This is a genomic window from Dehalococcoidales bacterium (assembly GCA_041656115.1).
Classification (GTDB): domain Bacteria; phylum Chloroflexota; class Dehalococcoidia; order Dehalococcoidales; family UBA5627; genus UBA5627.
The window spans coordinates 14,214-33,825 of the sequence record JBBAED010000009.1 but is presented as its reverse complement, the minus strand read 5'-3'; the positions used below and the strand labels follow the sequence as shown (position 1 = coordinate 33,825).

Sequence of the window (19,612 nt, the reverse complement as noted above, 5' to 3'; positions counted from 1 at the left end):
ATTCGCCGTTATGGTTCGACAGGCTCACCACGGACGGCTGAGAAGCACCTTGTCTTTGCGAGCGTAGCGAAGCAATCTCATATAGATTAAATTCCTTAGAGATTGCCACGTCACTCGCCTAAGGGCTTGTTCCTCGCAAAGACGTTTCTACTATTGTCATTCTGAGCTTGCCGAAGAATCTAAGAGTTAACGGATAGTGCAGCGTTTGGTCGCGGATTTTACGGTAGGACGGTTCCTCTTTCTTGCTTCTGAGGCAACCTCATAGCCTATGCATCCCATCCTCCTAGATCCTTCATTTCATTCAGGATGACAAAATGAGGAAACAGGATGAGGGAAAAAGCCCGTTCGCCCTGAGCCTGTCGAAGGGTCCAACGAACGGGAGTAAACAAGGATTGCTATCCATTCGCCGTTATGGTTCGACAAGCTCACCACGGACGGCTGAGAAGCACCTTGTCTTTGCGAGCGCAGCGAAGCAATCTCATATAAATCCGTATGAGATTGCCACGTCGTTCGCCTAACGGCTCACTCCTCGCAAAGACAGTAGTGTTATGGGTTGCAAATAGTCACGCAATCAAAGGCCCACTTTTAAGCAGCAAAGAGGAATCAAAGAATTGTTTAATCAACAGCGAATATTGAGGTTACATATGGAAAAAAGAAGGAAATCATAGAAAAGAATTGGCTCCCCGACTAGGATTCGAACCTAGAACCTGGCGGTTAACAGCCGCACGCTCTACCGTTGAGCTATCGGGGAACGGATACCCAGTTTAACAAACCCCAAGCAAGCATTTCAGGATTTATCCCTTGCCTAACAGAGTAAGTGCCCTTTTAGTGGCTGCCGAGCCAGGATTCGAACCTGGGCAAAAGGATTCAAAGTCCTTCGTGCTACCGCTACACAACTCGGCAACAAAAATTTAATTCTATTAAGTTATTAAAAAATGGTGCCGAAGGTCGGGGTCGAACCGACACGAGAGTTGCCTCCCAACAGTTTTTGAGACTGCCGCGTCTGCCTATTCCGCCACTTCGGCCGGATATAACCAGCTAGTTTGTCAAAGAACTATACAATGGTGCCGAGGCCCAGGATCGAACTGGGGACACGCGGATTTTCAGTCCGCTGCTCTACCGGCTGAGCTACCTCGGCCCGAGATAATTTAAGGTTCTTTTTATTAACCGCAATATTATAGCATATTGTTTTTAATTTTTACTAATTACGTAGAGCCTATCGTTTTTTAAACGTGCTTACTAAATAACAAAGCCGCCATCGAATACAAAAGCCCTCAAAGCGGGAATAATTATCCGCCCGGTATTATATTATCAATCAATCTGGTTTTGTAGAATTTAACCGCCAGCGATATTAAAGCTTTCCCGCTAACCTCGTCAAGCTCATCAAGGGTAACAGGGTCGGCAATCGAAACGTAGTCGATTCTTGCCGTTTCCTCTGTTTTAATCAGGCGCACCATTTCTTTGCGAATCGTCTCGGCGCTTCTTTCGCCCTGTTCATATAAATCCCTTGCCAGCATTAACGAACGGTACAAAACCGTTGCCGATTGCCTCGCTTCGGGGGAAAGATAGACATTACGGCTGCTGATTGCCAAACCGTCCGGTTCCCTTATTGTCGGGCAAACAACTATCTCAAGATTCATATTCAAATCTGCAACCATTTTTTTAATAACAATCGCCTGTTGGGCATCTTTTTGCCCAAAGTAGGCTCTATCGGGGGTAACGATATTAAACAACTTGTTAACAACGGTGGTAACCCCACGGAAATGACCGGGGCGGCTGTTCCCCTCCAGTTTTTGGGTAATACCGATAACTTCAACCCGGCTGTTAAATTCACAAGGGTAAATTTCGGACGCTTCGGGGATAAAAACAGCATCAACCCCCTCTTCTTTAAGTATCTCGATATCGCCCTCAATGTCGCGCGGATAGCTTTCAAAGTCTTCGTTTGGACCAAATTGGGTGGGATTAACAAAAATACTGACAATAACAGAGGCATTTTCTGCTTTGGCTTTCCTAATCAGCGACACATGCCCTTCGTGTAAATAACCCATCGTCGGGACAAATCCAACCGATTCGCAAAGTGTTTTACGAAATTCTCTCATTTCGGGAATAGTTTTAATAATATTCATAATTTTATTCTTTCTTTAAATCATTGATAATGCTCTCATCCATAGAGAAGCTTTGCGCTGCAGTCGGAAAGAGCCCCGATTTTACCTCATCGTAATAATTTTTAACCGCTTCGGACATTGACTTGGCCAGTTGAGCGTATTGTTTGGTATGTTTGGGCACAAAATCGGTAAACAGCCCCAATATGTCACTTACAACTTGAACCTGCCCGTCACAACCGGCACCCGCACCAATCCCAATAGTGGGGATATTTATTTTTGCGGAAATAAAAGCGGCAAGCGCCTCAGGTACTGTTTCCAGCACAACAGCAAATGCCCCGGCTTCTTCCAGCGCTTTAGCATCCGCCAGTAATTTCCGGCCTGTTTCGATATCCTTCCCCTGTATTTTATGTCCGCCAAGCTGATTTATTGATTGCGGTGTTAACCCGATATGTCCCATAACCGGAATACCGCAATCCACGATTTTTTTAACCTTCCCGGCAACGCTAACCCCACCCTCAACCTTTACCGCTTGTGCCCCGCCCTCCTGAATAAGGCGTGCGGCATTGGTTAAAGCCTGGTTCGTATTGATATGATAACTCATAAAGGGCATATCGGCGATAACTAAAGCATTCTTTGAGCCGCGCACCACCGCTTTGGTGTGGTGAAGCATATCTTCCATGGTAACCGGAATCGTCGAATCGTAGCCTAATATCACCGTTCCGAGACTGTCACCGACAAGTATCAAGGGTATGCCGGCCTCATCGATAATTTTGGCGGTCATATAATCATAGGCGGTTAACATTGTAATTTTCTCGCCCTTTTGCTTCATTAGCTTGATTTGGATTATATTTGCACGCATAACGGCCTCCTTAAAAGGTAAGCGATTCGACAGAACGTTTGACTGAGGTGATTTCGTTCTTTTTATTTACGTACACTACGGTTGGCTTAAAATTTTCGGCATTTTCGTTATCAATTTGGGTATAGGTAAGGATAATTACAATATCACCTTTGCAAACCAGCCTGGCGGCCGCCCCGTTTATACAGATTTCCCCGCTGTTTGCCTCCCCCTTGATGGCATAGGTTAGAAATCGTTCACCGTTATTAACATTTAAAATATGAACCTGTTCGTAAGGCAAAATATCGGCTGCTTCCATCAGATTACGGTCGATAGTAATACTGCCCTCATAATCGATGTTAAGATCGGTAACACGAACGCGGTGGATTTTACTTTTCATCATTGTTCTCATTTTTTGACGTACTCCGGTTGTTGAATTGTGTCTTTAAGCAGCCGTTCTATTTGTGCGGCATGAACTTTATCCAGCCTGCCCTTTTCAGAAGCAATCGGTATTGTATTTAAGCCCAGTTCGGCATATAGTTTTTTAAGATCCGAATTGATTTTACCCAAGGCTTTGATATGTTTTTCTATCGTTCCCGAATCACCGCGGGCAATCGGCCCGGTTAAGCTGTCGGTTATTCCTATTTCTTGCATATTATTTAATGTCCCGCGAATAAGCGGTAACAGCGCTTCGATTGCTTTCTCGCGAGAAATACCGATATTATCCCATAAATCGGCGGCGATATTTGTTAAAGTAATCATGTAATTAGCGGCAAAAACGGCTGCCGCGTGGTAGATTACCCTGTCTTCCGATTTTAATTCCAGCCAATTTCCGCCCAATGTCAGCGCCAGTTCTTTAAGCTGCGCTAATAACGGTTCTTGGGCTTCAACGGCAAAGGTAATCCCTTTTAAGTTTTCTCCTAATCCGGCGGCAAATGTTTGTAAAGGGTGAAAGGCGCCGATTTGGGCACCGAATTCCTCCGCCGGGCGTAAAATATCAATTGAATCCGCTCCGCTGCAATGGATAACTTTTTGCCCTTTATGCCATTTGATTTGCATGGCTACCGTCGCAATAACATCATCGGGAGTTGCAATAAAAACGACTTCGGCGCTATCGGCAACTCCTTGATTATCGGTTGCCAGGCAAGGCTCGCCGATACGTTTTGCCAGCGCTTTTGCGGATTCGGAACCGTAACAGGAAACGGCCGCAACCTTAAATCCCTTCTGCTTTAAAGCCACCGCCAATGTATTTGCCAATGCACCGGCCCCGATAAATCCTATTTTAGTATCATTTGCCATTAAAGTGTTCCTGTTCTAAATAACAAAAAAACCTTCCCCGAAACTGCGAGAAGGTTACCAACAACTACGTCTCGGTCGTTTTAGATCCAAGCGATATATTTATATTATTACCCTTAAAACTCACCGCCATTCGGTCGATGGTCTCAATTTAATTGTATTGGCCTTAAAAGCGCCTGTCAAGCGGTTTTTATCCGCGAAGGCTTAACGCTGCAAACAGTTTGAAAACAGTTCTCGGCAAATATCTTCGTTTAGCCCGGTTGCCTTGCGTTGGAATAAAGTTTCGTTTAAAGGCGTAATCGAGATATATTTTTGTTTTAGGGCATACATATCTGTATCTTCGGCAAATTCGTTGTTATGCTGTTTGCGGACAAGCCAAAAATATTCGTTCCGGCCGTCGTGTCCTTCTTTAACTGTATCGATATGGGTTTTATGCCCCTGACGGGTGATTTTAATGCCTTTTATTTCGGAAATAGGATGCCCCGGTAGGTTTATATTTAAAAAGAAGTCATTGGAAAGGCTTTTATTTTGGAATTTTTGGGCGATTATTTTGATAAGCTTGGAGGCGTTTTCGGTGTTCCCGTCGTTATAATTAAGCGCGGAAACAGCTACCGCCGGAATATCTCTTAAATATCCTTGCATTGCGGCTCCCACCGTACCCGAAATTAAAATATCGTCACCGGTGTTTAAGCCCTGATTAATCCCCGAAATCACAAGATCCGGTTTTTCTTTAGCAATCATTTCAATTCCGATAATAACACTGTCTCCGGGGCTGCCTTCAACGGCGTAGGCCTCTGTCCCTTCCAGTAAGGGAGTTATTTTTTGAACGCGCAAAGGCTGGCGCAAGGTTAGCATTGTACCCGTAGCGCTTTGTTCACGGTCCGGGGCAACTATCGTAATTTTAGCAATTTCCCGCAGCTCCTTGGCAAGCGCCCAAATCCCCGGCGATAAAATCCCGTCATCGTTTGAAAGCAATATATTCATATAATCTAACTCCGCTTTAAGTTTAGCAGATGGTTTAAAACCGAACAAATCTTTTTTTCGATTAAAATTTTCTTAAAGTGTCAATTATTGTTATACTAACTGGATATTGCTTTTGAGTTGAGGTTTAATTATGAAAAAAATTATTGATATATTTAGCGAAAAAGAAAGAACATTTTCTCTTGAGTTTTTCCCGCCCAAAACCGAAGTGGGCATAAAAAAACTTTACGAAATTGCCGAGGCTTATGCCGACCTTAAGCCGGATTGGTTTTCAGTAACCTACGGTGCCGGCGGCGGAACGCGTGACCTTACACTTGATATTGTTGACAATTTCCAGAAGATTTTTAATATCCCTACAATGCATCATTTTTCATGTGTCGGTGAGACCAAAGCGGCATTAAGGGAAAAAATCGTCGAAATGGAAAGCAAGAATATCAATAATATATTTGCCCTGCGCGGTGACCCTCCGGCAGGGGATGAAAATTGGAAACCGGCAGCGGACGGGTGTAAATATGCTTATGAGCTTGTCGAAATGATTCGTGAGCACGGCGATTACTTTAGTATTGGTGTTGCCGGATTCCCCGAATGTCATATAGATTGCCCCGGTAAAGAACTGGATGCAATCTACTTGAAAAAGAAAATTGATACGGGCGGGGAATTTGTGATTACCCAGATATTCTTTGATAACAAAGATTACTTTGATTACGTCGACAGGCTCAGAAAAATCGGTGTTACGGCACGTATTTTGCCCGGAATAATGGCAATCACCAATTATCAAAAACTAATCTCCTTTTGTAAAACTTGCGGGGCGTCGGTTCCGCAAAGGGTGCACGATATTTTTGCCCCCCTTGACGGTGATGATGAGGCTACTTATCAAGCAGGGCTGGAATTTACGATTCAACAATGCAAAGACTTGTTGGACGGCGGAGCACCGGGTATTCAGTTCTTTACCCTCAATAAGCTCGACCCCATCAGGGAAGTTGTTGAAAATATTAAGCATTATTTTTAGGCCCAAGCATGCTTTTGAAAACCAGCGATTTTGATTATTACTTGCCGCCGGAAATGATTGCGCAAACCCCGATTGAACCCCGAGATTCATCGCGTTTGCTTGTTGTTAACCGTCTAACTTCCGAAATCAGCCATGTGGACCACTTCTTTGAGATAAGCAAGTATCTAAAGAAAGGTGACGTGTTGGTATTTAATAACAGCCGTGTCATGCCCGCACGCTTAAAGGGTTTTAAACCTGAAACAGGCGGCAGGGTTGAGCTGTTATTATTGAAACGTGTTGATAACGGGCTGTGGGAGGCGCTGGTAAAACCGGGTAAACGCGTTAAAATCGGTACTCAGGTAAAACTTTGTAACGATTTATTACCCGCGGAACAAACACCGTCCGTTTTCGCCGAGATTACCGATGTGTTAGACGAGGGCATCAGGCTTGTCCGTTTTTCGGATGAACAATACTTGCCTCTGTTGGGGAAGATGCCTCTTCCCCCTTATATTCACGAGCCGCTCAAGAATGCCGAAAGGTATCAAACAATCTACGCCGACGCCGAAAAAACAGGCAGTGCCGCTGCCCCGACCGCGGGTTTGCATTTTACGCCCGCACTTTTGGAAAAACTGCAAGCCAGCGGAATTAAATGCCTTTTTACGACTCTGCATGTCGGGTTGGATACCTTCCGCCCCGTTCAAGATGAAGATCCGACACAGCATAAAATCCATTTTGAATACGGTTATATTAGCAAAGAAGTTGCGGATGAGGTATCGCGCGCCAAACAAGAAGGCCGAAGGGTAATCTGCGTCGGAACGACATCGGTGCGCCTTATTGAATACGCTGCCGGTGTCAGTAAAAATGCTGTGCTTGATCCGTTTGAAGGGTGGGTTAATCTGTTTATTCTTCCCGGATATAAGTTTTTTATCCCCGATGCCGTAATTACCAACTTCCACCTGCCAAAATCGACACTGCTGATGATGATAAGTGCTTTCGGAGGAACGGAGCTGATGAAAAGGGCTTATCATGAAGCGATTGAAAATAATTATCGCTTTTACAGCTTTGGCGATGCAATGTTGATTTTGTAGCCCCTTCGTAATGCCTTTGCAAGAAACGAGCCTCTGGAGAGTAACGTGGCAATCTCCTCCTTGTCATCCTGAATAAAATGAAGGATCTAAGAGGATAGGAAATATAGACTATGAGGTACCTTCGGCAATAAAAAACGAGGCTTCGTCCTGCTGTAAAATCCGTGACCGAACGGCGCACCATTCGCTAACTCCTAGATTCTTCGCTATGCTCAGAATGACAATAATATTAATGTCTTTGCGAGGAGTGAGCCCTTGGGCGAACGACGTGGCAATCTCCAAAGAATTTGATCTATGTGAGATTGCTTCGCTGCGCTCGCAAAGACAAAGGTGTTCCCCCAGCCGTTCGTGTCCTTCGTCAGGCTCAGGATGCACGGGCTTGTAGAACCATAACGGCGGTCGGATGGCAATCCTTGTCTAATCTCGTTCGTGAGACCCTTCGACAGGCTCAGGGCGAACGGGCTTTTTTCCTCATCCTGTTTCCTCATTTTGTCATCCTGAACGCAGTGAAGGATCTAAGAGGATGGGAAATACAGGCTGTGAGGTATCTTCGGAAGCAAAAAAGAGGTATCGTTCTATTCTAAAATCCATAACCGAACGGCGCACCATTCGCTAACTCCCAGATTCTTCGGCAAGCTCAGAATGACAATAGGGGAAACGTCTTTGCGAGGAGTGAGCCTTTAGGCGAACGACGTGGCAATCTCCAAAGAATTTAATCTATGTGAGATTGCTTCGCTACGCTCGCAAAGACAAAGGTGAGTTGCTCCGCCTTCCCTTGCGGGAATGGTCTCGCAAATACAAAAAGGGGGGCGATCGCAAAGACATTCTGTTATTGTTCCGTAATTTCTCCCCACACCCCACCCTCATAAATCCTTTGAACAACAAAACGACTCATAACATTGGTGAGGTCTTTGTTGCTTGTTGTATAGGCCTTAATGTAATTTCCGGAGTAACCGGTCCAAATACCGTCTGCCGCCTGTTCCCAAAGAACCTCAATCTCCTTTTCGATAAAACCTTTATAAAAGGAGCAAGAAGTTTCTTCAGCTAACTTCAGCATCAAATCACTGCGTCCTTTCATTATCTGCGGAGAAACTTGATTCGGCATTATGCTTGCCGCAGTTCCACGCCGTTTCGAATACGAGAAAATGTGGATGCGTGAAAAGCCAACCTCTTGGCAAAAATCGTAGCTCTCGGTAAATTCGGCATCGGTTTCACACGGGAACCCGACAATAATATCGGTGGTAATTGCAACACCGTCTATTTTTGAACGGATTAAATTAACAGCATCCAGATAATCGGAAGTCGTATAGCGACGTTTCATTCTTTTTAAAACCGTATCGCTGCCGCTTTGTAAGGAGAGATGAAAGTGGGGGCATAATCTTGTATTTTCCCAAAGATTAATTAAATCGGGGGTTATTTCTTGGGGCTGTAAAGATGATATTCGCAAACGTAAAACAGGGGTTTCTTTAAGGATTATGTCAATTAGCCCCTCTAGATTCAAACCTCCATAATTATACGCACCGATTTCGGTACCGGTTAATACTATTTCTTTAAAACCGGAAGCAACCTTTTCTTTAATTTCTCTTACAATCTGTTCGGGCGGAACACTCTTCTCCCTGCCGCGCACATAAGGCACAATACAGTAAGAACAAAAATTGTTACACCCTTCTTGCACAGCGATAAAAGAACGCGTTCTGCGGTTACTTAAAAAATCAGCAGAAAAACCCGAACCTTTAGTAAAGGAAAGTGCATTTAACCCGGTAAGAATTTGCGGCAATTTCATCTTTTCCGCATTACCGAGTACCAGTTTCACGCCGTCTATTTTTAAAAGGTCCTTTGTCGAATGTTCAGCGTAACAACCGACAGCTACCAAAACAGCCTGCGGATTACGTCGGTGTGCCATCCGCAAAAGATGACGCGCTTTACGGTCGGCAACATGGGTAACGGTACAAGTATTTAGTACGTAAATATCGAAATCATCTTGCGATGAAACAACAATATAGCCGGATTTTACAAACTTATCCGTAAGCGCTTCTGTTTCCGCCTGGTTCAACTTACAGCCCAGCGTATCAAACGCCACTTTAATATTGTTTTCTTTTTTACTCAAACCGCACCTTTTCCGTAACCAAAATTAAATGGAACTTTTAAATAATATAAAAACTCTCCCGTTTAGAAAATTATAGCAAAAGGAGCGTATCCTTGCAGTTTAAGTTAAAATTATGTTATAAATAGCAGAATATTCATCACTCTTAACATATGTTATACGGTAGCGGCAGCACGATATAACCGATCCCGGCGCTAAGCTATCGGCTACAGCCGGGAGAAAACAAATGTTGCGAAGAGTAGAGAGGAAACGATTTGAAACATCTTCGCTGGAATCTCTTCCCGCCAGTACCGCACGGTCATCCGATTAATGATTGTGAATTCCCTCCTCTAATTAGACAATTAATGTATAACCGCGGGATAACCGAACCGCAAGCAATAGAATCTTTTACCGCGGCGGATAAGCGTCTTTCCGGAGACTCTCAACTGTTACCGGATATCCATCAGGCAACCGGCAGGATTTACCAGGGTTTGCTTTCGGGCGAAAAAATTGCTGTTTACGGTGATTTTGATGTCGATGGAATTACCGGCACCGCCGTATTGGTGGAAGGGTTAAAGGCGCTCGGCGGCAATGTTATCCCATATATTCCCCATCGTATCAAGGAAGGGCACGGCCTCAACTCAAGCGCGCTGGATTACCTCCGAAAAGAAGGGGTATCGCTGGTTATTACGGTTGATTGCGGCGTAACCGGTATTTCTCAGGTCAAAAAAGCTAAAAGACAAGGGCTTGATATTATTATTACCGATCACCACACCCCGCTGGGAGAACTGCCGAATGCAATCGCCGTTGTTGACCCCAAAAGAGAGGATTCAAAGTACCCGTTTACGGAACTGGCAGGGGTCGGCGTTGCTTATAAATTTTTGGAAGCCCTTTATAACGGAATGGGCAAAGAAAAAGACGTTGAAAATTATCTTGATTTAGTTGCCTTGGGAACCGTTGCCGATATGATGCCTCTTTTAGGGGAAAACCGTTATCTGGTTAAAGAGGGATTGAAGGTAATGAGTAAAAACTGCAGGCCGGGGATTAAAGAAATGGCAACGTTAGCCGGTATCAATATCGAAAGTATCGGCACCGAAGAAATATCGTGGTCGCTTGCACCCCGCCTCAATGCCGCCGGCAGACTGCAAAATGCGCTTACCAGCTATAAATTGATGGTAACCGATTCAACCGAAGAAGCGCAGGAACTGGCACTCGCATTGGAAGAACAAAACGTTGAACGCCAAAGAATAACCGCCCTTTCACTGGCAAAGGCGCGCGAACAAGTGGAAGCTAAAGGGGAAACACCGATAATTATTGCCAGTGACCCCGACCATCCGCCGGGGGTTATCGGGCTTGTTGCCGGACGGCTTTCGGAATTGTTTTACCGTCCTTCCGTTGTTATTAAAATAGGAGAAAAAGCCAGTAACGGCAGCTGCCGAAGTATTCCCGAGTTTAATATTATCAAAGCGCTTGATGAATGCCATGACCTTCTAAGCGATTTCGGCGGACATGCCAGAGCGGCCGGTTTTACAATGCCTACTAAAAATCTGTCCAAACTGGAAGAAAGACTGAACCAAATGGCCGGAGAACAATTAGAAGGGCTTGATTTGCGCCCCAGGTTGGATATCGATGCCAAAGTTAAGTTCTCCCAACTGGGAGGACGGACTTACCAATTACTGCAAACCTTGGCGCCTTTTGGAATGGGAAACCCTGTTCCGACTTTTGTAAGCCATGATGTTGAGGTTATTGATTGCCAAACAATGGGCAATAACGGCGGACATTTAAGATTCAGGCTCAGGCAAAACAACGTAAACTGGGAGGCGGTCGCTTTCGGGTTCGGTAAGTGCTTTAAAAATATACACTCCCACATTGATATAGTATACAATTTAAGACTGGAATGTTGGCGAGGAGAAGAGCGCTTGCGCTTGAATATCTTGGATATTGCGACGTAAAATAATTCTAGCACAATTTTGGAGGAATTAAATATCAGGTATGATTATATTTAAAATTGCAGTTGCCTTTATAGCGGCTTACCTGCTTGGCTCCATCCCCACCGCTTATATTGCCGGTAAGTTAGCCAAAAAAATCGATATAAGAACCGTTGGCAGCCATAACATGGGTGCTATGAATTCGTTTTATAATCTTGGCAAGGGCGTTGGGATTACGGTACTGGCGGTTGATGTTTTAAAAGGGGTTGCCGCCGTAGCTTTGGCAGACCTTGTACTGGATATCCCCAACCTCTATATGTTTATCTGTGGTTTTATTGTGGTTTTAGGGCATAACTACCCGGTTTGGCTTAAGTTCAAGGGCGGGAAGGGCGGAGCAACCGCTATCGGTGCGATTATCTATTTCATTCCTTGGGGAATACTTATCGGACTTACCATTTTCGGGATTATGCTCCTTATTACCAAATTCCCGACTTTAAGTTACGGGATTGCGATGATCTGCTTCCCCTTTGTTGCATGGCTGGTTTACGACAGGCCGGATTTAGTGCTGTACACGGCATTACTAATACTGGTGCCCTTTATAAGCTATATCCCGCGCCTTAAAGAAATGAAGGCCAAGGGCGGCAGTTGGGGGCGGGTAATTAGGCGTAAGAATCTTAAAGACAGGCTTTAATCGTTTAAAAGTTATGGTACAGGAGGAGCGGTAACCCCGCTCCTTTTTTGTTATTGTTGTAAAGTTTAGCCGTTCATGGTGGGCTTGTCGAACCATAACGGCACCCCCTATTGTCATCCTGAACGCAGTGAAAGATCTAAGAGGACAGAAGTTTAGGTCATGAGGTCACCTCGGTAATAAAAAAGAGGCACTGTCCAGACGTGATTTGCTAGCCGAACACTGCACTATCCGTTAACCCTTAGATTCTTCGGCAAGCTCAGAATGACAAATGGTAAAAACTCCAGCCGTTCGTGGTGAGCCTGTCGAACCATAACGGCAGCTGGATGGTAGTCCTTGTTTTTTCCCGTTCGTCGGACCCTTCGACAAGCTCAGGGCGAACGGGTCTTTTTTGTCATCCTGAATGAAATGAAGGATCTAAGAGGACGGGAAATTTAAGCTATGGGGTCGCCCAGAATCAAAAAAGCGCATCGTCCTATTATAAAATCCGCAGCCGAACACTGCACTATTCGCCAACTCCTAGATTCTTCGGCAAGCTCAGAATGACACTAATGTCTTTGCGAGCGTAGCGAAGCAATCTCATATAGATTAAATTCCTTGGGGATTGCCACGTCGTTCGCCTAAAGGCTCGCTCCTCGCAAAGACGTTGCTATTATTGTCATCCTGAACACAGTGAAAGATCTAAGAGGATGGGAAATACAGGCTATGAGGTCACCTCGGCAATAAAAAAGAGGCACCGCCCGGACGTTAGTTGCTATAAGAACACTGCACTATTCGTTAACCCCCAGATTCTTCGCAGGCTCAGAATGACACTAATGTCTTTGCGAGCGTAGCGAAGCAATCTCATATAGATTAAATTCCTTGGGGATTGCCACGTCGTTCGCCTAAAGGCTCACTCCTCGCAAAGACGTGAGTTTTAGGTGTTTCAGAATGACAACAAGAGGGCGCCCAGAATGACAAAGGTAAAAAGACAGCATAAAAAAAGGAGCCGACTTTTCTAAGGTCGGCTCTTGATTAAAAACCAATGATTAAGTTACACAGATTCGGACTGTTTAAAGCGCTCCTGAGCTTCAGCGATAATTTTCAGGGTTTCGTCAATATCCCTGTTCCACCCCTCAACACCCGTTTTCTTTTTCTCCAAATCCTTATACACCCGGAAAAAATGCTCGACTTCGCGCAGCAAATGAGGCGGGACGTCATCCAGTGTTTCCAGATAGTTCCACATCGGGTCGTTTATCGGGACACAAAGAATTTTTTCATCCGGCCCCTTTTCATCCCACATTTTAAACAGCCCAATCGGCTTGACATCAACCAAACAGCCGGGGAATGTCGGCTCACCGACAAGCACCAGCGCATCCAACGGATCACCGTCTAAGGCTAAAGTTTCCGGGAAATAGCCGTAGTCGCTGGGATAATGCACCGACGAGAACAACATACGGTCTAATTTAATCATCCGCCTCTTTTTATCAAACTCGTATTTGTTACGGCTGCCCTTCGGTATTTCGATTAGAACCTCAAAAACAAGTTCTTCTTTTTCGTTATCAGTTTCCAAGTTCGCCTTCTTTCTCTATTTTTGTATCCTTTTTGATTACAAAGCTTACTCTATTTTTTATTGCCAGCGCAACAACAATAATTAAAATAACAATGGCAATTACCTGCGCCTGGTGCAAGCCAAATAAAAACGGCGTTCCTTCGCGAATAAAATCGATAAAGAACCTCCATAAAGCATAGGCTCCAAAATAAACCATTGCCAAAGCCCCGTCAGGCTTTAATTTTCCGCGCAGTTTGTAAAGCAATGTAAACAGTAAAAGCATGAAAATAATCTCGTAAGCCTGCGTCGGATGCACAATGCCGGCGCCGTATCCGTAGCTGTTGGGATTGGTGTATTCAATCCCCCAGGGAACGGTAGTATTATCACCGTAACAGCATCCGTTTAATATACAACCCACACGCCCGATGGCTTGCCCGACGGCAACACCGGGGACAATTATATCTAAGAGATGCCCAAAGTTAAATTTGCTGAATTTACTGTAAAGCCATATTCCAAAGAGGGCTCCGATTATGCCCCCGTAAATGGATAAACCTTCTCCGCCGATAATCCTGTTTAAATGCTGGCTGTAATAGTCCCAGCGGTCAATAACATGCATTAACCTGGCAAAAATTACACCCATCGGAATAGCAACAATAGCCGCCGTCAACAAGTTATCATAAGTAACGCGGGCGCCCTTTTTAATTTCATAGGCCGTCCAAAAAACGACAAATAAAATGGCAAAGGATATCATCAGACCGTACCAACCGGGATGGAAAGGCCCTATGGAGAATATTATCGGATCGACACCAATTTTTATCATTTGTCCTCCGCTCGAATAAATCGATTTTTACGATATCCTTATATTATAGCAAATCTTTTAAAATATGCAGAGCGGCATTTTTATCGAGGGGATTATTGTTGTTTCCGCATTTGGGGGATTGAATACAAGCGGGGCACCCGTCTTGACAAGGGCAATTGTTTACGACATTAAATGTTGCTTGCCATAAGTCGGTAATTAAATCATATCCTTTTTCACTAATACCCACCCCACCCGGATAAGCATCGTAAATAAAGACTTGTGCCTTACCGGTATCGATATGATTTATTGTCGACACCCCACCGATATCGTTTCTGTCACACATTGCAAAAAGCGGCAATATGCCGATTGCGGCGTGTTCTACGGCATGCAGCCCGCCGGCAGGATCCAAGCCTTCTTTTTCTAAAACTTCCAGCTCGGCGCTTGTTATATCAAACCAAAGCGCTATTGTACGCAGGCGTTGCGGCGGTAAATCAAGCGGTTCTTCTCCCAATATTTCTTCGCTGTATTGCGCCTTCTTTTTAAACCCGGTTACCACCGTAATCACCTCAACTTCACCCAAACAAACATCAATGTTTCCGCACTTTTTCTCTTTTAATTTTTTTAAAACGGTTAAATCGGTTAAATCCTTGGTAACGGTATAATAATCACTGTTTGTCGGTTCGCATTTGGCAATCCCGGCTTCAATATCCAATGAGGTTACCAGATACGGATTGCCCTGATGGAGATAAATTGCCCCGGGGTGTACTTGCATTATCGCTAACCCGGCTTCAACGGTTTCCAAAACCGAATTGGTCTGCGTATCGATTAAAATAAAGCTATCCGCCGAAGCCGAACGAATATTAACACCCTGAGCGGGATAGTTAATTGAAGGAGAAAGGTAACGACGGCTGTGTCTTTGTCGCATTAAGCCGCAGGATTCCAATTCGGCCAGTGCCTCAGAAAAAGTACTGCCAAAATAATAATTATCGGATAGTTTAAGCGGTAATTCCCAGGCGGCACATAACAAATGGTCTCTTAATATGTAATGATTTTGAGGGTTAATAAGTGCATTTTCAAAGCTTTTTTTAAAAAAAGCATCCGGATTGCGCATAAAATATTGGTCAAGGGGGTTATCCAAGCCCACCAAAAAACTAAGTGAAAGCTGCCCGCCCCTGCCGCTCCTTCCGGCTTGCTGCCAAGTGCTGGCAATCGTGCTGGGGTAGCCGGTAAGCACCGTGGCATCCAAATCACCGATGTCGATGCCCAATTCCAGGGCGTTGGTGGCAACAACCCCCATTAATTGCCCGTTTAATAATTCACGCTCAATCTGCCGCCTTTGCTCGGGCAAATAACCGGCACGATAAGGTTTTATTCTTTGAGAATGGTGCGGACTCAATTCATCCAACTTTTGTTTTGAATATTTAAAAATTAATTCCGTTAAACGGCGCGTTCGCGCAAAGGTCAATGTGCGGATATTATGCCGCACAAGCTCGGTAAAAAGATTGGTGGCTTCGCTGTTACTGCTGCGCCTGATGCCTTTTAAAGGATCGGTAAGCGGCGGATTCCAAAAAGCAAAATCCTTGGGTCCGTGCGGAGCCCCGTCTTCGTTAACAATATTAAAAGGTACCCCCACCAAATTTTCAATATGCTCGCAGGGGTTATCAACAGTAGCGGAACAGCAAATAAATTGCGGGTTGGCTTCGTACTTATTGCAAATTCGTCTGAGCCTGCGCAAAACAAGCGCCACATGCGAGCCGAAAACACCCCGGTAACTGTGCGCCTCATCTATTATTACGAATTTAAGGTTACGTAAGAACCTAAGCCAATCCTCATGGTTCGGCAGAATCCCGACATGCAACATATCGGGGTTGGTAAGCACAATGCGAGCCTGTTTTTTAATTTCGGCGCGTTCCGCTTGCGGTGTGTCGCCGTCAAAAGTAACCGCTTTTTCCTTATCGATAAATTGGGGGCTAAACATATAATGCAGTTTTGATAACTGGTCTTGGGCTAACGCCTTGGTGGGGAAAAGGTACAAAGCACGGGCGGAAGGGTCGGCAATAATTTCTTCAATAACGGGGATATTATAACAAAGGCTTTTCCCGCTGGCGCTGGGGGTTACAACCATAACATTTTCGCCCCTGCGAACGCTGTCGATTGCCTGTGTCTGATGTAAATACAACGGGTAAATCCGTTTTTTCTTGAGCGTTGCCTCAATATCGGGATTGAGCGGATTTTCTGTTTCGGCATAGAGCGCCTCACGTGAGGGGATATGCTCCAAATGAACCAGCTGCTCGCAATATTCGGGTTGTGCCTTGATGTGCTTAATAAATAACGACGTATCCATAACTAAAAAGGAATAATTTCAATTTCTTGATTGATTATTTCAACTTCAAAACGGCCGCTGTTAATAAAATTAATAATCGCGGTAATTACTTCATCGGTATATTTTGAATCGTTGCTAACAAAACTAAACCCGATTGTCGCAATCTGCCACAGGTTATTATCTTCAACTTCGGCAATCGAAACGTTATATTTGTTTTTAACCAGGGCAATAATCGGTTTAATAACCTGCCGTTTGCCTTTTAGCGACATATTTTCGGCTAACCTGAGCTTTAATTTACAAACTCCTATGTTCATGAAACCTCTAAAAGACGATAACTGCGGTTTCTCCCAATATATGTTATTGAACGGAGTTAGTCAAGGTAATTCGTATGTATGAAAAATTCCTTTTGGTTTTACACTCACACTTAAGTTATGATATAATTCTTCGTAATTTATGCAATACAGGAGTTAAGATTTGGACAGCCAGACAAAGGCAAACATCATCAATGAGTTTAAGCTTCACGAAGGCGATACAGGCTCAACAGAGGTGCAAATAGCTGTTTTAACTGCCAGAATCAAGCAGTTGACACGCCATATGATCAACAACAAACACGACAATCATACCAAGCGCAGCCTGCTTATGCTTATCGGACAGAGAAGACGTTTACTCACCTATCTCAATAAAGAAGATGTAAACCGCTATAAAAGCCTTATCGAGCGACTCGGCTTACGCAAATAAGTCCTTAAGTAAGTTCTTGTAAAGCAAATAAGGAGAATCTAGTGACTACATCTCAATCTTTTGAGCGCATTATTTGCGGCAGAAAACTGACTTTGGAGACAGGCAAACTGGCGTGGCAAGCCGGAGCTGCGGTTACCGTTCGTTACGGCGATACTGTCGTTTTATCGACGGTTTGTGTCGCCCCCAAGGCAAAAGAAGGAATAGACTTTCTTCCTCTAACCGTTGATTACGAAGAAAGAATGTATGCTGCCGGCAAAATTCCCGGCGGTTTCTTGCGTCGCGAAGGACGCCCCAGCGAAGAGGCGATTTTGACTTGCCGTTTAACCGACCGACCGCTGCGACCGCTTTTACCAAAGACATGGCGCCGTGAAATCCAATTAATTTCTACCGTGTTATCCGTAGATAAGGAAAACGATCCCGCCATTTTGTCCGTTATCGGCTGTTCGATGGCTTTAAGCTTATCTTCCGTTCCGTTTGAAGGACCGGTTGGAATCGTTCATGTCGGATACATCAACGATGAACTGGTAGTTAACCCGACGTTGGAAGAACTGCAAACAAGCAAGTTAGACTTAGTGATTGCCAGCACCAAAAAGGCCGTCATAATGATGGAAGCCGGTGCGAACGAAATCTCCGAAGATATCTTCGCTCAGGCAATACGACTGGGACATGAAGCCAACCAGGATATTATCGCCCTGCAGGAAGAAATGATGGCGGTTATGGCTCAGCCCAAAGAAGAAGCCCCGGTTATCGACATCAGCGCCGAAACCAAAGAAGCCGTTTCAGGGTTTATCGGCAACCGCTTAAACGAGGCGTTTACACTGCCCGTCAAAGCGGATAGAATCGAAGCGATTGAAAACCTGAAACAGGAATTGGTTGCAACCCTTAAAGAAGATCATTCGGAATCGGATGTTCTTGAATCTTTTGACAGGGAAGTCAGATGCCTGATTAGGGGAAATATTTTAACTAAAGGCGAACGTGTCAGCGGACGCCAACTCAAAGAAGTACGCCCCCTTCTGTGCGAAGTCGGATTACTTCCGCGTGTTCACGGCTCGGCGTTATTCTCGCGCGGAGAAACGCAGATATTAACCGTAACGACACTGGGACCGATTAAAAAAGAACAGCAAATAGACGGTTTAGGGTTCGATGAACCCAAGAGATACATTCACCATTACAACTTCCCGCCTTTTTCGACCGGTGAAGCCAGACGAGCCGGTATTACCGGCAGGCGTGAATACGGCCACGGTGCGCTGGCGGAACGTGCCCTTTTACCCGTGGTACCGCAGGGAGAGGATTTCCCCTATACATTGCGGCTGGTATCAGAGGCACTAAGCTCCAACGGAAGCACTTCAATGGCAAGTTGTTGCGCATCTACTATGTCATTAATGGATGCCGGAATTAAAATTAAGGCACCGGTTGCCGGAATCTCAATCGGTCTGGTTACCGGAGAAAACGGCGAATACGCCCTTTTAACCGATATTGAAGGCATGGAAGATAACTACGGCGATATGGACTACAAAATAGCCGGTACCCCCGAAGGAATTACAGCGGTTCAGCTGGATATGAAGCCGAAAGGTATCAGTGCCGACATTTTGATTGATGCATTGGGTCAAGCCCGTGAAGCACGTATGTTTATACTCGAAAAAATGCTTAGCACCATCAGCGAGAGCAAACCGGAGCTTAGTCCATACGCCCCGCGCATGTATAAGGTCGCTATTCCGTCCGATAAAATCGGTACGGTCATCGGCCCGGGAGGGAAAACTATTCGCTCCATCGTGGAAGAAAGTAAAGCCACTGTCGATATCAACAGCGAAGGCATTGCAATTATCGGCTCGGCAGACGAAGCCTCTGCCAGAAAAGCAATGGATATGATAGATGCCTTAATCAGGGATGTCGAAGTCGGCACAATCTATACAGGAAAAGTAACCCGCATTATGAATTTCGGCGCTTTTGTAGAGGTTCTACCCGGAAAAGAAGGCATGGTGCATATCAGTGAACTCGCCGATTATCGTGTTGATAAAGTTGAGGATGTGGTTAAAGTCGGTGACGAGGTAACTGTTAAAGTAACCGAAATCGACAACCAAGGCAGGGTTAATTTATCCAGAAGGGCTGCCTTTTCGAACGCATCGGATAAATGCGAAAACAGACAGTCTCCTCCGAGAGATAATTTTAGAAACCCGCCGCACCGTTCGGGGCCTACGCAGAATAAGCGCCGTTTCTAGTATTAAAGGGGGT

At 44.9% G+C, this 19,612-nt stretch carries 16 protein-coding genes and 4 tRNA genes; 6 read left to right on the top strand and 14 right to left on the bottom strand.

Annotation, left to right across the window (positions count from 1 at the left end):
- Window positions 1-676: 676 nt before the first annotated feature.
- The 9 genes from WC958_05690 to surE all read right to left on the bottom strand — a co-directional run bounded on the left by WC958_05690 (window position 677) and on the right by surE (window position 5,220).
- Window positions 677-751 (bottom strand) — tRNA-Asn (locus WC958_05690).
- 78 nt (window positions 752-829) lie between these two features.
- A tRNA-Gln gene (locus WC958_05685) sits at window positions 830-903 on the bottom strand.
- A 33-nt stretch (window positions 904-936) separates the two neighbouring features.
- A tRNA-Leu gene (locus WC958_05680) sits at window positions 937-1,025 on the bottom strand.
- Window positions 1,026-1,062: 37 nt separating this feature from the next.
- Window positions 1,063-1,138, bottom strand: a tRNA-Phe gene (locus WC958_05675).
- 151 nt (window positions 1,139-1,289) lie between these two features.
- Window positions 1,290-2,126 carry a pantoate--beta-alanine ligase gene (panC, locus tag WC958_05670; GenBank protein MFA5629717.1) on the bottom strand — a complete coding sequence of 279 codons (837 nt, stop codon included), beginning with the start codon at window positions 2,124-2,126 and terminating at the stop codon, window positions 1,290-1,292.
- Window positions 2,127-2,130: 4 nt separating this feature from the next.
- Entirely contained in the window at window positions 2,131-2,964 is an 834-nt protein-coding gene (gene panB, locus WC958_05665) for a 3-methyl-2-oxobutanoate hydroxymethyltransferase (protein ID MFA5629716.1), read from the bottom strand.
- A 10-nt stretch (window positions 2,965-2,974) separates the two neighbouring features.
- Window positions 2,975-3,352 carry an aspartate 1-decarboxylase gene (gene panD / locus WC958_05660; protein ID MFA5629715.1) on the bottom strand — a complete coding sequence of 126 codons (378 nt, stop codon included), beginning with the start codon at window positions 3,350-3,352 and terminating at the stop codon, window positions 2,975-2,977.
- Window positions 3,349-4,239 (bottom strand): DUF2520 domain-containing protein, encoded by an 891-nt coding sequence (locus WC958_05655; protein MFA5629714.1) that lies wholly within the window; start codon window positions 4,237-4,239, stop codon window positions 3,349-3,351. Before WC958_05655 ends, panD begins: the two co-directional genes overlap by 4 nt.
- Before the next feature lie 201 nt (window positions 4,240-4,440).
- Entirely contained in the window at window positions 4,441-5,220 is a 780-nt protein-coding gene (surE, locus tag WC958_05650) for a 5'/3'-nucleotidase SurE (GenBank protein MFA5629713.1), read from the bottom strand.
- 130 nt (window positions 5,221-5,350) lie between these two features.
- On the opposite strand from surE, the gene WC958_05645 reads away from it, so the two are divergent.
- Window positions 5,351-6,226, top strand: coding sequence for a methylenetetrahydrofolate reductase (locus WC958_05645; GenBank protein MFA5629712.1), 876 nt, complete (start codon window positions 5,351-5,353; stop codon window positions 6,224-6,226).
- 14 nt (window positions 6,227-6,240) lie between these two features.
- A complete protein-coding gene (gene queA / locus WC958_05640; protein ID MFA5629711.1) occupies window positions 6,241-7,293 on the top strand; it encodes a tRNA preQ1(34) S-adenosylmethionine ribosyltransferase-isomerase QueA in 1,053 nt (350 codons plus the stop codon).
- Between the two features lie 826 nt (window positions 7,294-8,119).
- On the opposite strand, the gene mtaB is transcribed toward queA, so the two are convergent.
- Window positions 8,120-9,397, bottom strand: a complete 1,278-nt coding sequence (mtaB, locus tag WC958_05635; protein MFA5629710.1) for a tRNA (N(6)-L-threonylcarbamoyladenosine(37)-C(2))-methylthiotransferase MtaB — start codon at window positions 9,395-9,397, stop codon at window positions 8,120-8,122.
- A 251-nt stretch (window positions 9,398-9,648) separates the two neighbouring features.
- Here mtaB and recJ point away from each other — a divergent pair, with 251 nt between their 5' ends.
- The gene (gene recJ, locus WC958_05630; GenBank protein ID MFA5629709.1) at window positions 9,649-11,325 is read left to right on the top strand and encodes a single-stranded-DNA-specific exonuclease RecJ; all 1,677 of its coding nucleotides are present in this window, start codon (window positions 9,649-9,651) and stop codon (window positions 11,323-11,325) included.
- A 40-nt stretch (window positions 11,326-11,365) separates the two neighbouring features.
- Window positions 11,366-11,992, top strand: a complete 627-nt coding sequence (locus tag WC958_05625; protein MFA5629708.1) for a glycerol-3-phosphate acyltransferase — start codon at window positions 11,366-11,368, stop codon at window positions 11,990-11,992.
- A 1,030-nt stretch (window positions 11,993-13,022) separates the two neighbouring features.
- Here the strand turns inward: WC958_05625 and WC958_05620 are convergent.
- From WC958_05620 to WC958_05605, 4 genes are read right to left on the bottom strand one after another with little or no spacing between them, the layout of a single operon-like run.
- Window positions 13,023-13,541, bottom strand: coding sequence for an inorganic diphosphatase (locus WC958_05620; protein ID MFA5629707.1), 519 nt, complete (start codon window positions 13,539-13,541; stop codon window positions 13,023-13,025).
- Window positions 13,531-14,340: a prolipoprotein diacylglyceryl transferase gene (gene lgt, locus WC958_05615; protein ID MFA5629706.1), complete on the bottom strand. Its 810-nt coding sequence runs from the start codon at window positions 14,338-14,340 to the stop codon at window positions 13,531-13,533. The genes WC958_05620 and lgt overlap by 11 nt, the downstream gene beginning before the upstream one ends.
- Before the next feature lie 43 nt (window positions 14,341-14,383).
- The gene (locus WC958_05610) at window positions 14,384-16,663 is read right to left on the bottom strand and encodes a DEAD/DEAH box helicase (protein ID MFA5629705.1); all 2,280 of its coding nucleotides are present in this window, start codon (window positions 16,661-16,663) and stop codon (window positions 14,384-14,386) included.
- Between the two features lie 2 nt (window positions 16,664-16,665).
- A complete protein-coding gene (locus WC958_05605; protein ID MFA5629704.1) occupies window positions 16,666-16,956 on the bottom strand; it encodes a DUF503 domain-containing protein in 291 nt (96 codons plus the stop codon).
- A gap of 160 nt (window positions 16,957-17,116) precedes the next feature.
- On the opposite strand from WC958_05605, the gene rpsO reads away from it, so the two are divergent.
- Both rpsO and WC958_05595 read left to right on the top strand, forming a co-directional pair.
- The gene (gene rpsO, locus WC958_05600; protein MFA5629703.1) at window positions 17,117-17,380 is read left to right on the top strand and encodes a 30S ribosomal protein S15; all 264 of its coding nucleotides are present in this window, start codon (window positions 17,117-17,119) and stop codon (window positions 17,378-17,380) included.
- 41 nt (window positions 17,381-17,421) lie between these two features.
- The gene (locus WC958_05595) at window positions 17,422-19,599 is read left to right on the top strand and encodes a polyribonucleotide nucleotidyltransferase (protein MFA5629702.1); all 2,178 of its coding nucleotides are present in this window, start codon (window positions 17,422-17,424) and stop codon (window positions 19,597-19,599) included.
- Window positions 19,600-19,612 lie beyond the last annotated feature (13 nt).

Bases quoted from the DNA above. Each gene is read 5' to 3' on its own strand.
- panD (MFA5629715.1), bottom strand. From the start codon at position 3,352: ATGAGAACAATGATGAAAAGTAAAATCCACCGCGTTCGTGTTACCGAT.
- WC958_05605 (MFA5629704.1), bottom strand. From the start codon at position 16,956: ATGAACATAGGAGTTTGTAAATTAAAGCTCAGGTTAGCCGAAAATATG.
- WC958_05655 (MFA5629714.1), bottom strand. From the start codon at position 4,239: ATGGCAAATGATACTAAAATAGGATTTATCGGGGCCGGTGCATTGGCA.
- WC958_05645 (MFA5629712.1), top strand. From the start codon at position 5,351: ATGAAAAAAATTATTGATATATTTAGCGAAAAAGAAAGAACATTTTCT.
- panB (MFA5629716.1), bottom strand. From the start codon at position 2,964: ATGCGTGCAAATATAATCCAAATCAAGCTAATGAAGCAAAAGGGCGAG.
- WC958_05610 (MFA5629705.1), bottom strand. From the start codon at position 16,663: ATGGATACGTCGTTATTTATTAAGCACATCAAGGCACAACCCGAATAT.
- lgt (MFA5629706.1), bottom strand. From the start codon at position 14,340: ATGATAAAAATTGGTGTCGATCCGATAATATTCTCCATAGGGCCTTTC.
- panC (MFA5629717.1), bottom strand. From the start codon at position 2,126: ATGAATATTATTAAAACTATTCCCGAAATGAGAGAATTTCGTAAAACA.
- WC958_05625 (MFA5629708.1), top strand. From the start codon at position 11,366: ATGATTATATTTAAAATTGCAGTTGCCTTTATAGCGGCTTACCTGCTT.
- surE (MFA5629713.1), bottom strand. From the start codon at position 5,220: ATGAATATATTGCTTTCAAACGATGACGGGATTTTATCGCCGGGGATT.